The 17,728-nt window shown below is 40.7% G+C and carries 21 protein-coding genes and 1 other annotated feature; all 21 genes read left to right on the top strand.

Features of this window, described 5'->3' with window-relative positions; translation table 11 throughout:
• Positions 1–199: 199 nt before the first annotated feature.
• The 21 genes from CCK98_RS25465 to CCK98_RS25365 all read left to right on the top strand — a co-directional run bounded on the left by CCK98_RS25465 (position 200) and on the right by CCK98_RS25365 (position 17,673).
• The gene (locus CCK98_RS25465) at positions 200–1,522 is read left to right on the top strand and encodes a folylpolyglutamate synthase/dihydrofolate synthase family protein (RefSeq protein WP_088089152.1); all 1,323 of its coding nucleotides are present in this window, start codon (positions 200–202) and stop codon (positions 1,520–1,522) included.
• Between the two features lie 216 nt (positions 1,523–1,738).
• Complete coding sequence (locus tag CCK98_RS25460) at positions 1,739–2,503, top strand: A24 family peptidase (protein WP_088090543.1); 765 nt, start codon at positions 1,739–1,741, stop codon at positions 2,501–2,503.
• A 16-nt stretch (positions 2,504–2,519) separates the two neighbouring features.
• The gene (pilM, locus tag CCK98_RS25455; protein WP_256942460.1) at positions 2,520–3,149 is read left to right on the top strand and encodes a type IV pilus biogenesis protein PilM; all 630 of its coding nucleotides are present in this window, start codon (positions 2,520–2,522) and stop codon (positions 3,147–3,149) included.
• A gap of 91 nt (positions 3,150–3,240) precedes the next feature.
• Complete coding sequence (locus CCK98_RS25450; protein WP_088089151.1) at positions 3,241–3,453, top strand: hypothetical protein; 213 nt, start codon at positions 3,241–3,243, stop codon at positions 3,451–3,453.
• A gap of 133 nt (positions 3,454–3,586) precedes the next feature.
• Entirely contained in the window at positions 3,587–4,669 is a 1,083-nt protein-coding gene (locus tag CCK98_RS25445) for an SPOR domain-containing protein (protein ID WP_088089150.1), read from the top strand.
• A gap of 207 nt (positions 4,670–4,876) precedes the next feature.
• Entirely contained in the window at positions 4,877–5,449 is a 573-nt protein-coding gene (locus tag CCK98_RS25440) for a nucleoside triphosphate pyrophosphatase (protein ID WP_088089149.1), read from the top strand.
• Positions 5,450–5,493: 44 nt separating this feature from the next.
• Positions 5,494–6,183: a DNA repair protein RadC gene (radC, locus tag CCK98_RS25435; RefSeq protein ID WP_088089148.1), complete on the top strand. Its 690-nt coding sequence runs from the start codon at positions 5,494–5,496 to the stop codon at positions 6,181–6,183.
• 160 nt (positions 6,184–6,343) lie between these two features.
• The gene (locus tag CCK98_RS25430; protein ID WP_088089147.1) at positions 6,344–7,366 is read left to right on the top strand and encodes a rod shape-determining protein; all 1,023 of its coding nucleotides are present in this window, start codon (positions 6,344–6,346) and stop codon (positions 7,364–7,366) included.
• A 93-nt stretch (positions 7,367–7,459) separates the two neighbouring features.
• Positions 7,460–8,341 (top strand): rod shape-determining protein MreC, encoded by an 882-nt coding sequence (mreC, locus tag CCK98_RS25425; protein WP_088089146.1) that lies wholly within the window; start codon positions 7,460–7,462, stop codon positions 8,339–8,341.
• On the top strand, positions 8,338–8,856 hold the full coding sequence (gene mreD / locus CCK98_RS25420) for a rod shape-determining protein MreD (protein WP_088089145.1): 519 nt from the start codon (positions 8,338–8,340) through the stop codon (positions 8,854–8,856). The genes mreC and mreD overlap by 4 nt, the downstream gene beginning before the upstream one ends.
• Positions 8,857–9,018: 162 nt before the next feature.
• Entirely contained in the window at positions 9,019–9,699 is a 681-nt protein-coding gene (minC, locus tag CCK98_RS25415; protein WP_088089144.1) for a septum site-determining protein MinC, read from the top strand.
• Position 9,700: 1 nt separating this feature from the next.
• Positions 9,701–10,504, top strand: coding sequence for a septum site-determining protein MinD (gene minD / locus CCK98_RS25410; protein ID WP_088089143.1), 804 nt, complete (start codon positions 9,701–9,703; stop codon positions 10,502–10,504).
• A gap of 137 nt (positions 10,505–10,641) precedes the next feature.
• On the top strand, positions 10,642–11,430 hold the full coding sequence (locus tag CCK98_RS25405) for a M23 family metallopeptidase (protein ID WP_179195925.1): 789 nt from the start codon (positions 10,642–10,644) through the stop codon (positions 11,428–11,430).
• Complete coding sequence (locus CCK98_RS25400; protein WP_088089141.1) at positions 11,423–12,289, top strand: M50 family metallopeptidase; 867 nt, start codon at positions 11,423–11,425, stop codon at positions 12,287–12,289. Before CCK98_RS25405 ends, CCK98_RS25400 begins: the two co-directional genes overlap by 8 nt.
• A 200-nt stretch (positions 12,290–12,489) precedes the next feature.
• Positions 12,490–13,950 carry an Rne/Rng family ribonuclease gene (locus CCK98_RS25395; protein ID WP_088089140.1) on the top strand — a complete coding sequence of 487 codons (1,461 nt, stop codon included), beginning with the start codon at positions 12,490–12,492 and terminating at the stop codon, positions 13,948–13,950.
• 70 nt (positions 13,951–14,020) lie between these two features.
• Positions 14,021–14,104 (top strand) — a sequence feature (ribosomal protein L21 leader region).
• Between the two features lie 13 nt (positions 14,105–14,117).
• The gene (gene rplU, locus CCK98_RS25390) at positions 14,118–14,426 is read left to right on the top strand and encodes a 50S ribosomal protein L21 (RefSeq protein ID WP_088089139.1); all 309 of its coding nucleotides are present in this window, start codon (positions 14,118–14,120) and stop codon (positions 14,424–14,426) included.
• Between the two features lie 15 nt (positions 14,427–14,441).
• On the top strand, positions 14,442–14,771 hold the full coding sequence (locus CCK98_RS25385; RefSeq protein WP_088089138.1) for a ribosomal-processing cysteine protease Prp: 330 nt from the start codon (positions 14,442–14,444) through the stop codon (positions 14,769–14,771).
• Between the two features lie 12 nt (positions 14,772–14,783).
• Complete coding sequence (gene rpmA / locus CCK98_RS25380; protein WP_066257887.1) at positions 14,784–15,077, top strand: 50S ribosomal protein L27; 294 nt, start codon at positions 14,784–14,786, stop codon at positions 15,075–15,077.
• A gap of 210 nt (positions 15,078–15,287) precedes the next feature.
• Positions 15,288–15,830, top strand: coding sequence for a sporulation initiation phosphotransferase B (locus CCK98_RS25375; protein WP_088089137.1), 543 nt, complete (start codon positions 15,288–15,290; stop codon positions 15,828–15,830).
• A 61-nt stretch (positions 15,831–15,891) separates the two neighbouring features.
• Positions 15,892–17,184: a GTPase ObgE gene (obgE, locus tag CCK98_RS25370; RefSeq protein ID WP_088089136.1), complete on the top strand. Its 1,293-nt coding sequence runs from the start codon at positions 15,892–15,894 to the stop codon at positions 17,182–17,184.
• Positions 17,185–17,223: 39 nt separating this feature from the next.
• Positions 17,224–17,673 carry an ACT domain-containing protein gene (locus tag CCK98_RS25365; protein WP_168245215.1) on the top strand — a complete coding sequence of 150 codons (450 nt, stop codon included), beginning with the start codon at positions 17,224–17,226 and terminating at the stop codon, positions 17,671–17,673.
• The last annotated feature ends 55 nt before the right edge of the window (positions 17,674–17,728 follow it).

Here is a 17,728-nt window from a genome sequence, read left to right as displayed (position 1 = left end):
TCAACATGATTGATGCAAATATGCCAGAGATTACAATTTATCAGCGGTTTTCAGGAATATATCAGCGAAAACGTCTAATATATCAGCGGAAATTGGATTTTATCAGCGGAAATTCCACTTTTATCAGCGAATCAAAAAATAGATTGCACTTTAAAAGTAAATATTAAACAAACATTAAAATATAGATGGGGTGTCACGAATGTTTGCTACATATAAAGAAGCCCTAGAATGGATTCATGCGCGGTTAAGACTGGGAATCAAGCCAGGGTTAAAGCGGATGGAATGGATGATGGAGAAGCTTGGCAATCCAGAAACAAAAATGAAGACGGTTCATATTGGCGGTACAAATGGCAAAGGCTCCACCGTTACTTTTCTCCGTTCGATTCTTGAAGCAGGAGGGTATTCAGTTGGTACCTTTACCTCGCCCTATATTGAACAGTTCAATGAGCGGATCAGTGTGAATGGAAAAGCCATATCAGACGCGGAGCTGCTCCAACTAGCAAATATCATTCGCCCATTGGCGGACGAATTAGAAGAAACAGAGCTTGGCGGGCCGACGGAGTTTGAAGTCATCACCGCGATGGCGTTTCATTATTTCGCAACTATGAACAAGGTTGACGTTGTCATTTTTGAAGTCGGTTTAGGCGGTCGATTTGATTCAACAAATATTATCCAGCCATTAGCCTCGATCATTACCAATATCGGTCTTGATCACACAAACATCCTTGGAAACACCTATGAGGAAATTGCGTTTGAAAAAGCAGGGATAATTAAAGAGAACACCGCCATTTTTACGGCTGTCAAACATCCTGGGGCGATTAAGGTAATTGAGGACCAAGCAGATAAGAAAAAAGCACCTCTTTACCGCTTAAATCAGGAATTTTCGATTAGTGCTCATAAATCCCTATCTAATGGTGAAGTGTTTGATGTCATCACTCAACTTCAAACCATCGCCCAATTAGAAATCAGGATGATCGGTCAGCATCAAACGGAAAATGCCGCACTTGCTGTCATGGCCGCCCAATTTTTAAATCAAAAAGGTTCATTCCTAATTTCAGAGCAAGCTATTCGTACGGGCTTAAAAAAGGCTTACTGGCCAGGGAGATTTGAAATTCTTTCTGAAAGTCCACTTGTGATTATTGATGGGGCCCATAATGAGGAGGGAATAACTGCTCTAACACACGAATTAAGTACTAGATATCAAAATCGCAGTATTCAGATTGTGTTTGCCGCGCTATCGGATAAAAAGCTTGATCAAATGATTGCCAAGCTGGACCAAACGGCTTCCCAAATTGCCTTTGTCAGCTTCGATTTTCCACGTGCAGCTAAAGCGGAAGAATTACTCAAAATCAGCCAATCACCAAACAAATTGGCAGTCGATGACTGGGGTCCTTTTCTTATAGAAGAGATCCAAAATATAGATAACAACAGCATGTTAGTCATAACGGGTTCACTCTACTTTATTTCTGAGGTAAAACCATTTTTGGCTAACTGTTTGAAAAATAAGATAATTTCTTTATGACAAGTTATTTTTATAATGGTAAAATAATTATATCCATATAAGTAGAAAGGAGGATAAGCATGGCAGTAAAACCTTACATCAAGAATTCTATTTTTCTTGCCTGGATTTTGTTGGTCACTGCAGGAACCTGGTTCACCTATAAGGCTTATCCTCCCAATATTCGTGATTTGGCCCAATAAAAAGTATTTAATTAGGGAGAATGATAGTTAAATGGAAATGTCCTGTTTTCCTTATATAATTCTATTCATATATGGTTGTGCCTTAGGCTCATTCTTTAATGTAGTTGGCCTTCGATTACCATTAAAGCAATCAATTATCAAACCAAGATCTGCTTGTCCAACTTGTGGACATCAGTTAAAAGCATATGAACTCATCCCTATGGTTTCATATATGATTCAAGGAGGAAAATGCCGCGGCTGCAAGTCGCGGATTTCTCCTATCTACCCATTTTTTGAACTACTCACTGGAATACTCTTTATGACAGCACCATTAGTTATCGGTTGGTCTGGAGAATTAGTAGTTGCACTAACGCTAATCTCAATGTTTATGCTTATCATTGTTTCAGATATTCATTATATGCTCATCCCTGATAAAATTCTGATCTGGTTTGCAGGGATTTTTTTATTGGAGCGGATATTTTGGCCGCTAAACCCATGGTGGGACAGCCTCCTTGGTGCTGTGTCTGGTTTCATTCTCCTTTTACTCATTGCTGTAGTTAGCAAAGGTGGGATGGGTGGGGGGGACGTTAAACTCTATGCCTTACTTGGATTGGTATTAGGGTTTAAACTAGTACTTTTGTCCTTCTTTCTTTCAACATTGTTCGGTGCAGTAATAGGCGGCTTAGCCCTCTTATTTAAAATTGTCAAAAGGCGACAGCCCATTCCATTTGGACCATTTATTGGTGCTGGAACATTAACAGCGTATTATTGGGGATCGGATTTAATTAATTTGTATATACATTTCCTTAATCAGGGATTTTAACTAAGGGGTTTTTTATATGGCTTTTTCCCTGTTTACATCTAAAAACCGAATAATAAATCTCGTTTTGAATGATCATTCGATTCGTCTGCTTGAATTAAAGCAGGCGATTCCAGCTGTTGCTCAAAGATGGTGCGAACGTTTCCTCCCGCCTGGAATCATTAGTGATGGGAAAATTATCGATGTCGACTCTTTGGCAAACATTCTGGAAGAGTGTATCGGTGAATGGAAGATTCAAAGACGTCAAGTTCGTTTTCTTGTCCCAGATCCACTGGTCATTATCCGGAAAGTTTCCGTTCCCGCTGAAATTCAGGAGGATGAAATTCAGGGCTACCTCTATTTAGAGCTTGGTTCTAGTATCCATTTACCGTTTGAAGAACCAGTCTTTGATTTTTATTCATTAAAAAGTGATGGAAAAACAAGGGATTTACTTTTATTTGTAGCACCTGAGCAGCAAGTGATGGAGTACTCGGGCTTATTGTCTAAGCTCAAACTTGATCCAATTGCAGCAGATATTTCCCCGCTTGCACTGTACCTCAACAAACTACCACCAATCAGGCTGATACAAATCAAGCGGCAAATAATCAAGCCACAGCTAATCAGGACACGACGACACAACAAACCGCTTCAGCCCAAATCGCTGGCTTGAAGAAGCTGACAGTTTCTTTGAGTGTTGAATCACCAAGCTATGAAGATTTAGAGAAGTTTATTGATACATAGAATCTTTAAATCGCATTGTCGTGGTTGAATCAATTAGTTATTCAGGCGGGCAAGAGATCACCAGTTTAGACCAAGAAGATGTGCCATTATCTTACAGTCTGACAATTTCTGCATTCTACATGCCGAGTTTAACAGACCTAGCCGCAGAGCTTCCAAAAATCGATGCACCAGCACCAGCTGGTAAAGACAATCCACTAAGTCAGTTCTCAGCCACTACAGGGACGCAGCCATAATTAACACCATCGCAAACTAGTAAATAATTTGGCGAAAGTCTACGATAACAAGACGACAAAAGTCTTGTTATTTTTTTTTGCCATTATGTTAGGATGGAACAAATTACCCTGGTAGAGAGAGGAGTACGGTTTAGTGGACAAGCCTAATAAAGGCAATACAATTACGATCAAATTAAATGGAGAAAACCCGCCCCAACTGGATGTTCCTCCAAAAGAAGTCGAAGCCAGCATCGACCCCATTCCTAAAGTGATAAAAATAAATTCGAATCTCTCAGAATCGGATAACTTCATGGAGACAGCGGCAGCACAAGAGTCTGTCGACGAAAGTTTTGATTGGATTATTCCCGAATCCTCCGAAAATGACATAGAGGAGTTTAAAAAAGTACCAAGTCAAAGTGGCAGAAAATCTGCCCTTCCCAAAATAACAACCTTTTCATCAAGTTCATCTAATACCAAAAAGAAAAATGGCCGGCCGTTAGGAACCATTTTAATTTCTGCCGTCTTCGCCATCCTTATCGGAACAACGATCGGGGTTGTGATGCTAAAGTTAGTGATAACTACACCAACTAACAAGACTGTTGTAACCGAACCTACAGTAGTCACTGAAAAGCCTGCTAACACCGAAAGCAAAACTACGGAGGGCAAGACCTCGTCAGCAGCTATATCCCAAGTAACTGCTTACGTCATTCAGGGCGGAGTTTTTTCATCGGAAGCTGGTGCCAAGGAGACATCTTCAAGTTTAGACTCGAAAGGCATACCATCCCAATCCGTTGAAATGGATGGCAAGTACTATTTGTTTCTAGGTGTTGCGGATTCCATTGAAGCCGCTAAAGCTCTTGGGGGTCAATATAAAGAAAATGGAATTGAAGAAGTGTTTGCCAAGCCGCTGTTATTAGATGAAAAGAAGTTTACTGACGTCACTACAAAAGAAAAGACCTTTTTAAAAGCTGTACCGACTATTTATCAAACGCTATCTCTTACATCTTCGAGTGCACTCCTGACCAAGTCGCTTTCTGAGGATTCCAGCAAAGCCCTCTTAGAGATTGAAGAACAATTAAAGAGTAGTGTTAAAAACAAAAAATTAAAAGATCTAAAAGCAGAGTTGGTTAGTGCGAACGAGAAACTAAAAGCATTTCAAGAATCAAAATCCGAAAAGAATCTTAGTGATGCCCAACAGCACTTGCTAAACTTCATGTCGTTATATTTTTCCAAGTAATCAATATCTGACAAAGCTCGATATTTTCCGGGAAATAAGGCCTATCGAATCTGGATAGGCTTTTTTAATATGTCATAAAAAGAATTATTCCACATAATTTTACAAAATCCATCAAAATTTTTTTCGTATAAAAATTGTTTGCTACTACAATTTCTGATACGATTGAATTGTATCTCCCTAATACGTACCAAAAGGTAAGGTGATCGAATGCAGAACCTCATTTTAGCCTCTTCTTCTCCACGGCGAAAAGAACTTCTAGAAACTCTCCGTTTAACATTCGCGATTTCAAGTAGTGAAGTTGATGAAAGTTTTGACCCAGCTCTCTCTCCTAAAGAAGTAGTGATGGAGTTAGCCGACCGAAAGGCCCAGGCGGTTTTTAAAGAAAACCAGAACGCCTTTGTGATTGGCTCGGACACAATTGTTGTGGCGGATAATCAAATTTTAGGAAAGCCTGCAGATGAAGCAGAAGCATTTACGATGTTAAAAAGCTTGTCAGGAAAGCAGCATGATGTCTTTACTGGAGTTTCGATTGTGTCTCCAACAGGTACAACAACGTTTTATGAAAGAACAGAAGTTTGGTTTTGGGAGTTAACTGACGACTCAATACGGGCGTATGTAAAAAGTGGTGAACCGCTTGATAAAGCAGGTGCATATGGCATTCAGCAGCTCGGAAGTATGCTTGTCAAAAAAATAAATGGAGACTATTTTGCGGTTGTCGGTCTGCCTGTTTCAAGAACAATAAGAGAATTGAAGAAGGCTGGCTACCAGTTGCCGTATTAAACTTTTTTAGTTCATTAACTCCCTTAAAAAAGGGAGGAAAAAAAGTGTCCACCAATACATTAATGATCCGTGATTTCCCTCAAGATGAAAGGCCTAGAGAACGCTTTATTCAGCATGGACCACAAAGCTTATCTAATCATGAATTGATTGCCATCTTACTTCGAACCGGAACAAAGGACGAATCGGTTCTGCAACTATCGAATCGACTGCTGACCCATTTTGAAGGGTTACGACTGTTAAAAGCAGCTACGTTAGAAGAAATGACTGAGATAAAAGGGATTGGTTCGGCGAAGGCGATTCAAATCCTTGCTGCTGTCGAAATTGGCAGAAGGATTACCAACCTCGACTATAAGGATCGATATGTTATCCGCTCGCCGGAAGATGGTGCAAAGTACCTGATGAATGATATGCGCTTTTTATCACAAGAGCATTTTGTTTGTATGTATTTAAACACTAAGAATCAAGTAATCCATAAACAAACGATTTTTATTGGCAGCTTAAACGCCTCGATTGTTCATCCAAGGGAGGTGTTCCGCGAGGCGTTAAAGCGGTCAGCTGCTTCTGTAATTGCGGCGCATAATCATCCTAGTGGCGACCCGGCGCCAAGCCGCGAGGACATAGAGGTGACCAAGCGATTAGTCGAATGCGGAAAAATAATTGGCATCGATTTACTCGATCATTTAATCATCGGGGAGAATAAGTTTGTGAGTCTCAAGGAAAAAGGGTATTTATAACTATGATTTTGTTTGACGTTAAGTTATAATATTGGTTATGATTTTTTAGGACTACTTAAGACCTAACTAGATAAATATTGAGAAAAAAGACATGATATTAAAGTGATTACCAACTTATTGGAGTTTTTGTATTACGTATCAGAAAGGGAGCTACAAAATTATGTTTGGAATAAGAGCTAGAGATCTTGGGATTGACTTGGGGACTGCAAATACCCTTGTATATGTAAAAGGAAAAGGTATTGTCTTACGCGAGCCATCCGTTGTGGCGATGCAGACAGATACGAAGAATATTGTCGCAGTTGGTAACGATGCGAAAAATATGATTGGACGGACGCCGGGGAATATCGTCGCTATAAGACCGATGAAGGATGGAGTCATCGCTGATTTTGAAACCACAGCGGCAATGATGAAGTACCATATTCGTCAAGCACAGAAAGGGAAGAACGTATTTACGGGTAATCCATACGTCATGGTATGTGTGCCTTCTGGGATTACAGCGGTCGAGGAAAGAGCGGTAATCGATGCCACTAGACAAGCAGGGGCAAAGGATGCCTATACCATTGAAGAGCCATTTGCTGCGGCGATTGGCGCCAATTTGCCTGTTTGGGAACCTACTGGCAGCATGGTCGTCGATATTGGCGGGGGAACGACAGAAGTAGCAATCATTTCACTAGGTGGAATTGTTACAAGTATTTCGATCCGTGTTGCTGGCGATGAAATGGACGACTCGATTATTTCTTATATTCGAAAAAATTATAACTTGATGATCGGGGACCGGACCTCTGAAGCGATTAAAATGGAAATTGGCTCAGCAGGGGATCCTGAAGGTGTCGACAATATGGAGATTCGCGGCCGGGATTTATTAACGGGTCTGCCAAAGACCATTGAAATTTCCGCAAAAGAAATTGCGGGAGCATTACGCGATACGGTTTCTGCGATTGTGGAAGCGGTCAAGAATACGTTAGAAAAAACACCTCCGGAACTCGCTGCCGATATTATGGATCGCGGGATTGTCCTAACAGGTGGGGGAGCACTGCTCCGCAATTTAGATAAAGTGATTAGTGAAGAAACGAAAATGCCTGTTCTGATTGCCGAGAACCCACTCGATTGCGTAGCGATTGGAACAGGAAAAGCTCTCGATCATATTCATTTATTTAAAAACAAAACGAGAGATTCACGCTAAGAATAGCGGAAACGCCAGTTAGCCGCTGGAGCAAGACAACTATCAAAGCTTAAAAACTAAACTTTTTATCTAGGAAAATAGAGGTGTATAATCATGCCACAGTTCTTTCTGAATAAACGTCTGATTATTTTGCTTGTCAGCATCATTGTTCTCGTGGCATTGATTGGGTTTTCTTTAAGGGAGAGAAGTAAACTATCCTGGCCGGAGCAATTTGTCAAAGATACAACCGGCTGGGTTCAATCCCTGGTTTCAAAGCCTACCCATTTTGTTGCAGGCTTTTTTGAAAATCTCCAGGATTTGCAAAATACATACGATGAGAATAAAGAATTAAAATCGCGGATCGAAAATCTTGTCAATCTTGAAGCACAAGTCCAAGAGTTGAAAAATGACAATGAAGAATTGCGTGACATTCTCGGTGAAAAAAAGACCCTGAGAGACTTCAAACCATTACCAGCTACCGTCATTGGCAGAAACCCTGATCGTTGGCATGAAATGATTATTATCGACAAAGGTAAATTAAACGGCATCGAAAAAAATATGGCTGTTGTTACGGCAACCGGTCTCATTGGAAAAGTAAAAAATGTGACACAATTCAGTTCAACTGTACAACTTTTAAGTGCAATGGATCCTAAGAATCGAATTTCTGCTGTCGTACAAGGGAAAAAAGATGTTTATGGATTTGTACAGGGTTTTGATGACAAACAAAAATTACTATTAATTAAGGCGATTCCATCTGGCTCAAAAATTGAAAAAGGCCAAACCGTGATTACTTCCGGTTTAGGCGGTGTTTTTCCAAAAGGGCTGATGATTGGAAAAGTGGTTGATGTTAAGCCCGATCAGTATGGCTTAAATCAAACGGCCTTAGTGAAACCCGGCGCGAACTTTTACGATATTGAAAATGTGATTGTCATAAAAAGATTAATGACTCAGCCAGTTAAAAGTGATTTATCTGATGGGAAGGTGGGGGAGTTTTGAGAAAATTCCTTCTTCCTCTTTTATTTCTGTTTCTTTTTATCGTAGAAAGTCTTTTTGTCGAGTTTTTACCGGCAAAGATTTTTGGTTTTGAGCGAATATTTGTCCCTCACTTTCTGTTTACAGCCATTTTGTTTTTAACGATTTTTGTCGGAAAAAAACACGGAATTATTTATGCGGCCTTTTTTGGGCTTTTATTTGATATTGTTTATGTCGAAATTATCGGTATTTACTTTTTTCTATATCCATTTATCTCCTATCTCATTTATAAATTATTGCAGGTTTTTCAATCAAATATTATCACTGCTTTTCTTGCTGCCCTTCTCGGTATCTCGTTATTAGAGATGGGTGTTTATGAAATGAATTATTTAATCCATGTAACAGACCTTAATTTTATCGGCTTTATTAACTTGCGTTTTTACCCTACCCTTTTATTAAATGCAGCTATTACTCTAATTATCGCCTATCCTTTAAAGTGGCTATTTGAAAAACATTCGGAAGCATTAAGGGATGAATGATTTTTTTATAAAAAGAGGAGAATGGACGCATCGTGTCGAATTTTTATTAAGATAGTATGTACTTTTGATTCGGAATAAGCATGAGGGCTTGCAAATCCCATTGAAACAACGAATTTTGCTTGTTTCGAAATTGCTTTCTTATTATGAGGTGAATATTTCTCCATGAAAAAACGGCAAAATGTTACAATAAAAGGAACGAAGGAAGGTCTCGTCCTTCATCTTGATGATACCTGTTCCTACGAAGAACTAAAAAGGGAACTCGATCATAAGCTCTCAGCTAACTCCAGTACACAGGATGAGCGACAATTAACCTCTGTCAAGGTGGCAATCGGCAACCGCTATATAACGGAATCGCAGCGGGAGGAACTAAAAAACTTAATTCTCAAAAAGAAGAATTTTGTGGTTGAAGAGATTGAATCAAACGTAATCACGAAAGAAGAAGCTGAGCGTCTAATCGCCGAAACAGAGGTCATGACGGTTTCTAGAATCATTCGTTCAGGACAAGTCCTCGAAGTACCAGGAGACCTGCTATTAATTGGTGATGTCAATCCAGGTGGAACGGTGATGGCCGGCGGTAACATTTTTATCATGGGGACATTAAAAGGTATGGCCCACGCCGGCTGCTATGGCAATGAGCAAGCAGTCATTGCTGCGTCAAATATGAAACCATCCCAGCTTAGAATTAGTGATTGTTTAAATAGAGCACCAGACAGCGTCCAAAGCAATGAAAAACGGGAAATGGAATGTGCTTATATAGATGATGAACGTCAAATCATTATTGATAGATTGCAAGTTTTAATCCAATTAAGACCTAATTTAACGAGATTAGAAGGGGGACATTAAAGTGGGAGAAGCAATAGTAATTACATCCGGTAAGGGTGGAGTAGGAAAAACAACAACTTCTGCTAATATCGGCACATCATTAGCCCTTCAAGGAAAAAAAGTATGTTTAGTAGATACAGACATCGGTCTTCGGAACTTGGACGTTGTAATGGGACTGGAAAACAGAATCATTTATGATCTGGTCGATGTCGTTGAAAAAAGATGTAAAATCCATCAAGCCCTTGTGAAGGACAAACGATTTGACGGGTTATTATACTTACTGCCAGCGGCGCAAACGGTGGATAAATCCGCTGTGAAGCCAGAACAGATGAAAGATTTGATTTTAGAATTAAAGCAAGACTACGATTATATCATTATTGATTGTCCTGCCGGAATTGAGCAGGGTTTTCATAACGCCATTGCTGGAGCAGATAAAGCGATTGTTGTTACAACGCCAGAGGCATCTGCTGTACGCGATGCAGACCGAATCATTGGTCTGCTCGAAAAACAACCGGATATGGAGTCGCCCAAATTAGTGATCAACCGAATTCGAAATCATATGGTGAAGACTGGTGATATGCTTGAGATTGACGAAGTTACCCAGCATCTTTCCATCGAGCTCATCGGAATTGTAGCAGATGATGACGAGGTTATTAAAGCTTCTAACCACGGTGAACCGATTGCTCTGAATCCGAATAACAAAGCATCGATTGCTTATCGAAATATTGCCAGACGGATTCTCGGTGAATCCATCCCGCTTCAGTCACTCGAAGACGCAGACAAAGGTGTCTTTAAAAAAATTAAAAAATTCTTCGGAGTTCGTTAATACAAAAAGCGGAAGCGCCTACTTTTCTCAAACAGCCTGCCCACTAACTTGTGGACAGGCTGCTTTTATTTTTCAGACATACTCTTCCCTTTTCCCTCATAGACTTGTACAAATTAGTGGGAAAAGGGGTGATGGGGATGGCGCGGTCTACACCGGAAGAAATAAGGCGACGAATCGCAAAGCGAAAAAATGATACTGGAGCAACATCTGTAAAAAGTCCCGACCGCCAAATTGATTGGCCTAGTGACGATGAAAAATATGGATTCAATCAGTTTACTTCATCAGGAAGCAGTAATGGCGATGATGGGCATCCATTGTTTAAGAAGGAAGTATTTTTTTTCAAAATATTGTCCTCTGTCCTCCTGTTTTTAGTGATAGCGATACTATTTAGGAACCATTCCGCTACTTTTGAGCCAGCTAGAGACGTGGTCATGAAAACAATGGACAAGGATTTTAAATTTGCGACCGTTTCAAACTGGTACGAAAGCAAGTTTGGGAAACCACTGGCACTACTGCCATTTTCTGAAAAAGATCAAACTGGGAAAAAAGAGGTGGCTGAAAAGGAATTTTCCGTACCAGCAATGGGGAAAATCCTTGAAAACTTTGAAAAAAATGGCCAAGGTATCATGATTGAAACAGGAAAAGGGGCGTCCGTCCAAACCATTAATGATGGCATCGTTACCTTCGCAGGGGTGAAAGAAGGATTGGGGAAAACGGTCATTATTCAGCATTCCGATGCGACCGAAACATGGTACGGTAACTTGGACCAAATCAAGGTTAACTTATATGAATATATCGATAAAAGAAAAGTAGTTGGTACGGTCTCAGTGTCGGCAGGAGAAGATAAAACCAAAGGAAAATATTACTTTGCCATAAAAAAAGGCGATGATTTCATCGACCCAATTCAGGTGATACGCTTTGAATAGAGCCATGAATTTATTCCGACTTATCTCTATCCATCCCTTGTTGTGGATTGTGATTGGACTTTCAATTGTGACCGCTCATTTCCTTGAGGTTTGCTTGTTGCTTGGGATCATTTTTATTCATGAAATGGGGCATGCTGCTGCAGCTTCTTTTTTTTCATGGAGAATCCGGAAAATTACCCTGCTCCCGTTTGGCGGGGTTGCCGAAATGGATGAACATGGCAATCGGCCGTTAAGAGAAGAGACGATAGTCGTCCTTGCAGGGCCGCTGCAGCATGTGTGGATGGTCGCCCTAGCCTATGGGTTGGTTACCGTCAACTTAATGCCTGAAGACCTTTTTCAGCTATTCTTAAGCTATAATCTCATGATTTTTGTTTTTAACTTTTTTCCGGTTTGGCCGCTGGATGGCGGGAAACTGGTATTCTTACTTTTCTCATTAAAAAGTTCCTTCCCGATCGCCCATCGCCTAACGCTCATCCTTTCGTTGGTCAGCCTATCCATCTTTTCACTGGTGATAGTGATCGCTGCCCCGACACATATCAATGTCTGGGTCATCATTGCCTTCCTTTATTTCTCGCTTTACCATGAATGGAAGCAGCGGCGCTATATTTTCATGAGATTCTTGCTGGAGCGTTATTATGGGAAAAAATCCAGTCTTCGGACCTTGAAACCAATTGAGGCCAATGAACAGGAGCTACTTATTCACGTCTTAGAAAAATTTCAACGTGGCTGTAAACATCCAATCATCGTCGAAGCAGACGGCAAAGAAAAAGGGATGTTAGATGAAAATGAACTATTGCACGCCTATTTTACCGAAAAACGTCTAACCGATAAAATCAGCGACCTCCTCTTTTCTTATTAAACACTATGTTGATTGGAGCGGAAGGCGCGAGACTCCTGCGGGAGGACGGGGCAGGGGAGACCCCGCAGGCGCGTAGAGCGCCGAGGAGGCTCCCCGGACCGCCCGCGGAAAGCGAAGCGCCTGGAGCGGAAATCAACAGACAAGTTTAACAAGCCTATTAAAAAAGTATATAATAAAAAGAAAAAAGTGAGGTCGCTTGATTGGAAACACTAATTATTAATTACAATTCACGCGAAAAGCGATTTGCTTATCTGAAAGATAACCGCGTTGAAAATATCGTTTTTGACCGACCAGAGCATCGATCACTGGTCGGTAATATTTATTTTGGGACTGTGACAAAAGTATTGCCGGGGATGAATGCATTATTCATTGATATTGGAGAAGAGAAAAATGCGTATTTACACCGTGATGTACTTCCTTCCTATCTCTTATCTGCCGAAAAACAAAAGTCTGTCACCTCGTTTGCCCACCAAGGTGAAAAAATGTTGGTTCAGGTCGATAAGGATGCAACGGGGACGAAAGGTGCTCGCGTAACGGGAATTATTGAAATACAAGGGCCCAATCTCATCTACATGCCAAAAGGCCGCTATGTGGCGGTTTCTAAAAAAATCGCTGACGAAGGTCAAAAAGCAAAACTTCACCGGAGCGGCAGTCGTTTGAAAACAGAGGAAGAGGGGATCATTTTCCGTACCTCATCGATAACGAGTACAGAAGATGAAATCCTTTCAGAACTAATGAACCTGCGCGAGAACTATCAAGAACTGTTGCAAAAAGTGGCCACGATGAAAAAACCAGGGATCATTTTTCAAAAAGATACCTTTATCGAAATGATTATGGACCAAGTAGCTAGAATGAAAAGCGGGGAAGTAATCGTTGATGATTTAGCGCTAAAAAAGCTAGCCGAGGAAAAAAATGATCAGGTCAAACCTATTTACTACAATGGAAAAGAGAATATTTTTTCTGTACATAAAGTGGAACATGAAATTGATAAAGCCCTCAAGCATATTGTCTGGCTTGATAATGGTGCTTACCTTATTTTTGACGAAACCGAAGCGTTAACGATTATTGATGTGAATACCGGGAAATTTTCCGGAAAGACCAATTATCAAGACACGGTATTAAAAACCAACCAGTTAGCCGCAAAAGAAGTGGTAAGGCAACTACGTCTGCGCGATATTGGCGGAATTGTTCTCATTGATTTCATTGACATGACACGCGCTGAGGACAAGGAAACGATTCTCAAGCTGATTGAAACGGAATTAACTAAGGATCAAAAAAGAACAAAAATGATTGGCTTTACACCGCTAGGTATTCTACAACTGACGAGGAAAAAGACCAAGGTCACACTTTCTGAGGCACTTGAGGTGAAATGCCCTGTTTGTGATGGAACGGGCCGAATCCTTAGTCCTGAAACGGTTGGCTTTAGGCTTGAACGGGAGCTGCTAGAGCACCGAAATTCTGAATTTGAGGCTGTCTTGGTGGAAACAACTCAAGCGGTGAAAGAGGTGCTGTTAGGACTGAATGAAGCCCACCGGCAAGCATTAGAGGAGCTAATGCATATCAAACTATATTTTTCAGTTCAGCCTTCTGCCCGCCATTATTATCTTTTGAAGCAGTTCGGCAATGTGAGTGAGATCTCAGAAAAAGTATTTGATTCCTAATCAAGTTCCTAAATATCTATTGACACTTTTGCCTATATTATGTTAGGATTTTAATGTTATGTTTGTAGCACCCGTGCTACAACCGCACAGAACAGGTAGTAAGCCTTTAGTATTTTGCTATAAGCGCCTGTGTATGGCGAGTCTGAGTTTATAAGGAGGTGCAGTTCATGTACGCAATTATCGAAACTGGCGGTAAACAATTGAAAGTTGAAGAAGGCCAAGCTATCTACATCGAAAAATTAGATGTTGAAGCTGGTGAAACAGTTACTTTTGACAAGGTTCTTTTCGTTGGCGGTGAAAGTGTAAAAGTAGGAAGCCCTGTTGTTGCAGGCGCTACAGTTACAGCTAAAGTTGAAAAACAAGGCCGTCAAAAGAAAATCATTGTTTTCAAGTACAAGGCGAAGAAAAACAACCGTAAGAAGCAAGGTCATCGTCAACCTTACACTAAAGTAATCATCGAAAAAATCAACGCGTAAGGTGTTGAATCATAGATGATTCAAATTACGATTAATCGTACAGAGTCCGGATTTATTCAATCATTCGAAATAAGTGGTCATGCATTTTTCGCCAATCGAGGCAAGGATATCGTCTGTGCAGGCGTATCTGCAGTATCCATTGGAGCAATCAACGCTGTGCACGCCCTAACAGGTGTCACGCCCGAGATTGAGCATGAGGACGGCTTTCTCCGCTGTGTTGTACCGGAACATCTTTCGGAAGACATTTATGAGAAAGTACAACTTCTTCTAGAAGGTATGACTGTTTCATTGCGTACGATTGAAGAAGAATACGGAAAGCACATAAAGATTACCTTCAAAAAGTAGGAGGTGGAATAAATGTTATTAAAATTAGATCTTCAGTTGTTTGCATCTAAAAAAGGTGTAGGTTCTACAAGGAACGGTCGTGACTCACACGCTAAGCGTCTTGGTGCTAAGCGTGCAGACGGACAATTTGTATCTGGTGGTTCAATCCTATACCGTCAACGCGGTACAAAGATTTACCCAGGTGAAAACGTTGGCCGTGGAGGAGACGATACTCTTTTTGCAAAAGTTGACGGCGTTGTGAAATTTGAACGTTTCGGACGTGATCGCAAAAAAGTGAGCGTTTATCCAGTAGCTCAAGAAGCTTAAGGTAACTAGCGAAAACTCTAACCTGTTTGGTTAGAGTTTTCTTTTTGCTAACGAATTTTTCCTTCCATATATTCTTCAGGAAAACGACTTCGTAGATGCTTCTTTTTGCCTCTAATGATCTTTCATCACATAAAATTGCTTACTCAGGGTTATTTTTTTGATATACTATCAGCAAAATAGTGTTGTGACACTTAATGTGGGAGTGTACGTATGGAGAAAGAATGGGATATAGTTGAGGTGCTCCGGCATTCTCGACATGATTGGTTAAATAGGCTTCAGCTTATTAAGGGGAACTTGGATTTAAATCGAATCGACCGGGCAAAAGCGGTCATTGATGAAATTATCATTGAAGCACAGCATGAATCACGGCTAACGAATTTAAAAATGCCTTTATTTGCCTCACTGCTATTAAAAGCTAATTGGGAGAATCCTTCCTTTAAGCTTGAATATGAGGTCCTTCAAGATTCGGAATCCTTTCAAATTAATGAAGAACAGATCACAAAGTGGACTTGCCTTTTTTTTGAGTGTTTAAATGAGGCAATTGAAGCATTCCAAGAAAATCATTTATCAATATCAATTGATCCGCAATCAGAGGGAGTTCGTTTCTTTTTTGATTTTAGCGGAATAATAATAAAAAGTGAATTAATTGAAGCATTCCTTGCAGACCCCAAAATTCTACTGGATGTAGTGGTCAAGGAACTCTCAGAAAGCGAACTCGCAGTAGAAGTTTTTATCCCTATTCAAAAAAGATAGGCTAAAGCTGAGATATTTTTCGTGACAGAAGGTAATTCGATATGCAGACTGGAGGAATAAGATGTTTGTTGATCAAACGAAGATTTATGTAAAAGCCGGAGATGGCGGAAATGGTATGGTTGCGTTTCGTAAGGAAAAATATATACCAAAAGGCGGTCCAGCTGGCGGAGATGGCGGTAAAGGTGCCAATGTTGTGTTTGAAGTAAATGAGGGCTTGCGGACTTTAATGGATTTCCGTTATCAGCGTCACTTTAAAGCACCACGCGGCGAGCATGGCATGTCCAAAAACCAGCACGGTGCCGGTGCAAAGGATATGATTGTTAAGGTACCGCCTGGAACAGTGGTCATTGATGAAAAAACGAAGGAAGTCCTTGCTGATTTAGTCGAGAATGGACAGCAGGCAATTATTGCAAGAGGGGGCCGTGGCGGACGTGGAAATTCACGATTTGCAACCCCGGCCAATCCAGCACCAGAGCTATCTGAAAATGGAGAACCAGGCCAAGAACGTGAAGTCATTCTTGAATTGAAGCTGCTTGCTGATGTCGGATTAGTTGGATTCCCAAGTGTTGGTAAATCGACGCTATTATCGGTTGTATCATCGGCAAGACCGAAAATCGCCGAGTACCATTTTACCACAATTGTTCCGAATCTTGGTATGGTAGAAACGGAAGACGGCAGAAGCTTTGTTATGGCAGACCTTCCAGGTTTGATTGAAGGGGCAAGTGAAGGGGTTGGCCTCGGCCATCAATTCTTACGTCATATAGAACGGACAAGGGTTATTGTCCATGTGATTGATATGGCTGCAATGGAAGGCAGAGACCCTTATGAGGACTACCTTACAATCAACAAGGAATTAAAAGAGTATAACCTGCGCTTGACAGAACGGCCACAAGTTATCGTTGCTAATAAAATGGATATGCCTGAAGCAGAGGAAAACTTGAAAAAGTTTAAGGAGCAGCTGGAAGAGGATTTTCCAATCTTCCCTATTTCAGCCGTAACAAGAAAAGGACTACGTGAGCTATTGTTTGCTGTAGCTGATAAGATCGAGGAAACACCAGAATTTCCACTTGAACATGAAGAAGAGGAAACAACGGGTGTCCATCGTGTTCTTTATAAGCACGAAGCAGAGCCGGAAGCATTTAGAATTACGAGAGAACCTGATGGGTCATTTGTTGTCTCTGGTGAAAAAACAGATAAGCTCTTTAAGATGACAGACTTCTCAAGAGAAGAATCCGTCCGCCGTTTTGCACGTCAACTTCGTGGTCTTGGTGTTGATGAAGCGTTAAGGGAAAGAGGAGCAAAAGACGGGGATATTGTGAAATTAATGGAGTTTGAATTCGAGTTTATTGAGTAGAAGGAAAGGCCCTGAAGAGATCAAGGTAGGGTGATAAAAATGGAAAACGCTGATAAAAAATTTTACTTAGTGCGTGAAGATGTGTTGCCAGAAGCGATGAAAAAAACGCTTGATGTCAAGGAAATGCTTGAGAGAGGTAAGGCGGAATCAATTGCAGATGCAGTTCATAAAGCGGATTTAAGCAGAAGTGCCTTTTATAAATATAGAGATACTGTTTTTCCTTTTTCGTCTATTAAAAAGGAGAAGATTATCTCGCTTTTCTTTCACCTAGAAGATCGTTCAGGCACGCTATCAAAATTGCTCAGTGTTGTGGCCAATTCAGGCTGCAATATTGTTACCCTTCACCAAACGATTCCGTTGCAAAGCAGGGCGAATGTGACACTCTCATTAAACACTTCAAACATTACGATGGAAATAGATGAGTTACTTAAAGAACTAAGGAAACTCGAATTTGTAGAGAAGGTAGAAGTGCTGGGAACAGGTGTGTAGGAGAAAAACTACAACCGGCTCTCAGCTTTCTTTTTAAAAAAATAAGGGGAGTGGG

The sequence above is a fragment of the Bacillus sp. OV166 genome, from assembly GCF_900177675.1.
Lineage (GTDB): Bacteria > Bacillota > Bacilli > Bacillales > Cytobacillaceae > Neobacillus.
The sequence above is the reverse complement of the archived record's forward strand: the minus strand, read 5'-3'. Positions and strand labels throughout refer to the sequence as shown.

Excerpts from the sequence above, each read along its gene's own strand:
- CCK98_RS25375 (WP_088089137.1), top strand. The coding sequence starts at position 15,288 with ATGGAGAAAGAATGGGATATAGTTGAGGTGCTCCGGCATTCTCGACAT.
- rpmA (WP_066257887.1), top strand. The coding sequence starts at position 14,784 with ATGTTATTAAAATTAGATCTTCAGTTGTTTGCATCTAAAAAAGGTGTA.
- CCK98_RS25430 (WP_088089147.1), top strand. The coding sequence starts at position 6,344 with ATGTTTGGAATAAGAGCTAGAGATCTTGGGATTGACTTGGGGACTGCA.
- CCK98_RS25440 (WP_088089149.1), top strand. The coding sequence starts at position 4,877 with ATGCAGAACCTCATTTTAGCCTCTTCTTCTCCACGGCGAAAAGAACTT.
- CCK98_RS25365 (WP_168245215.1), top strand. The coding sequence starts at position 17,224 with ATGGAAAACGCTGATAAAAAATTTTACTTAGTGCGTGAAGATGTGTTG.
- CCK98_RS25465 (WP_088089152.1), top strand. The coding sequence starts at position 200 with ATGTTTGCTACATATAAAGAAGCCCTAGAATGGATTCATGCGCGGTTA.
- CCK98_RS25460 (WP_088090543.1), top strand. The coding sequence starts at position 1,739 with ATGTCCTGTTTTCCTTATATAATTCTATTCATATATGGTTGTGCCTTA.
- CCK98_RS25385 (WP_088089138.1), top strand. The coding sequence starts at position 14,442 with ATGATTCAAATTACGATTAATCGTACAGAGTCCGGATTTATTCAATCA.
- minC (WP_088089144.1), top strand. The coding sequence starts at position 9,019 with ATGAAAAAACGGCAAAATGTTACAATAAAAGGAACGAAGGAAGGTCTC.
- mreC (WP_088089146.1), top strand. The coding sequence starts at position 7,460 with ATGCCACAGTTCTTTCTGAATAAACGTCTGATTATTTTGCTTGTCAGC.
- pilM (WP_256942460.1), top strand. The coding sequence starts at position 2,520 with ATGGCTTTTTCCCTGTTTACATCTAAAAACCGAATAATAAATCTCGTT.
- CCK98_RS25405 (WP_179195925.1), top strand. The coding sequence starts at position 10,642 with ATGGCGCGGTCTACACCGGAAGAAATAAGGCGACGAATCGCAAAGCGA.
- rplU (WP_088089139.1), top strand. The coding sequence starts at position 14,118 with ATGTACGCAATTATCGAAACTGGCGGTAAACAATTGAAAGTTGAAGAA.
- obgE (WP_088089136.1), top strand. The coding sequence starts at position 15,892 with ATGTTTGTTGATCAAACGAAGATTTATGTAAAAGCCGGAGATGGCGGA.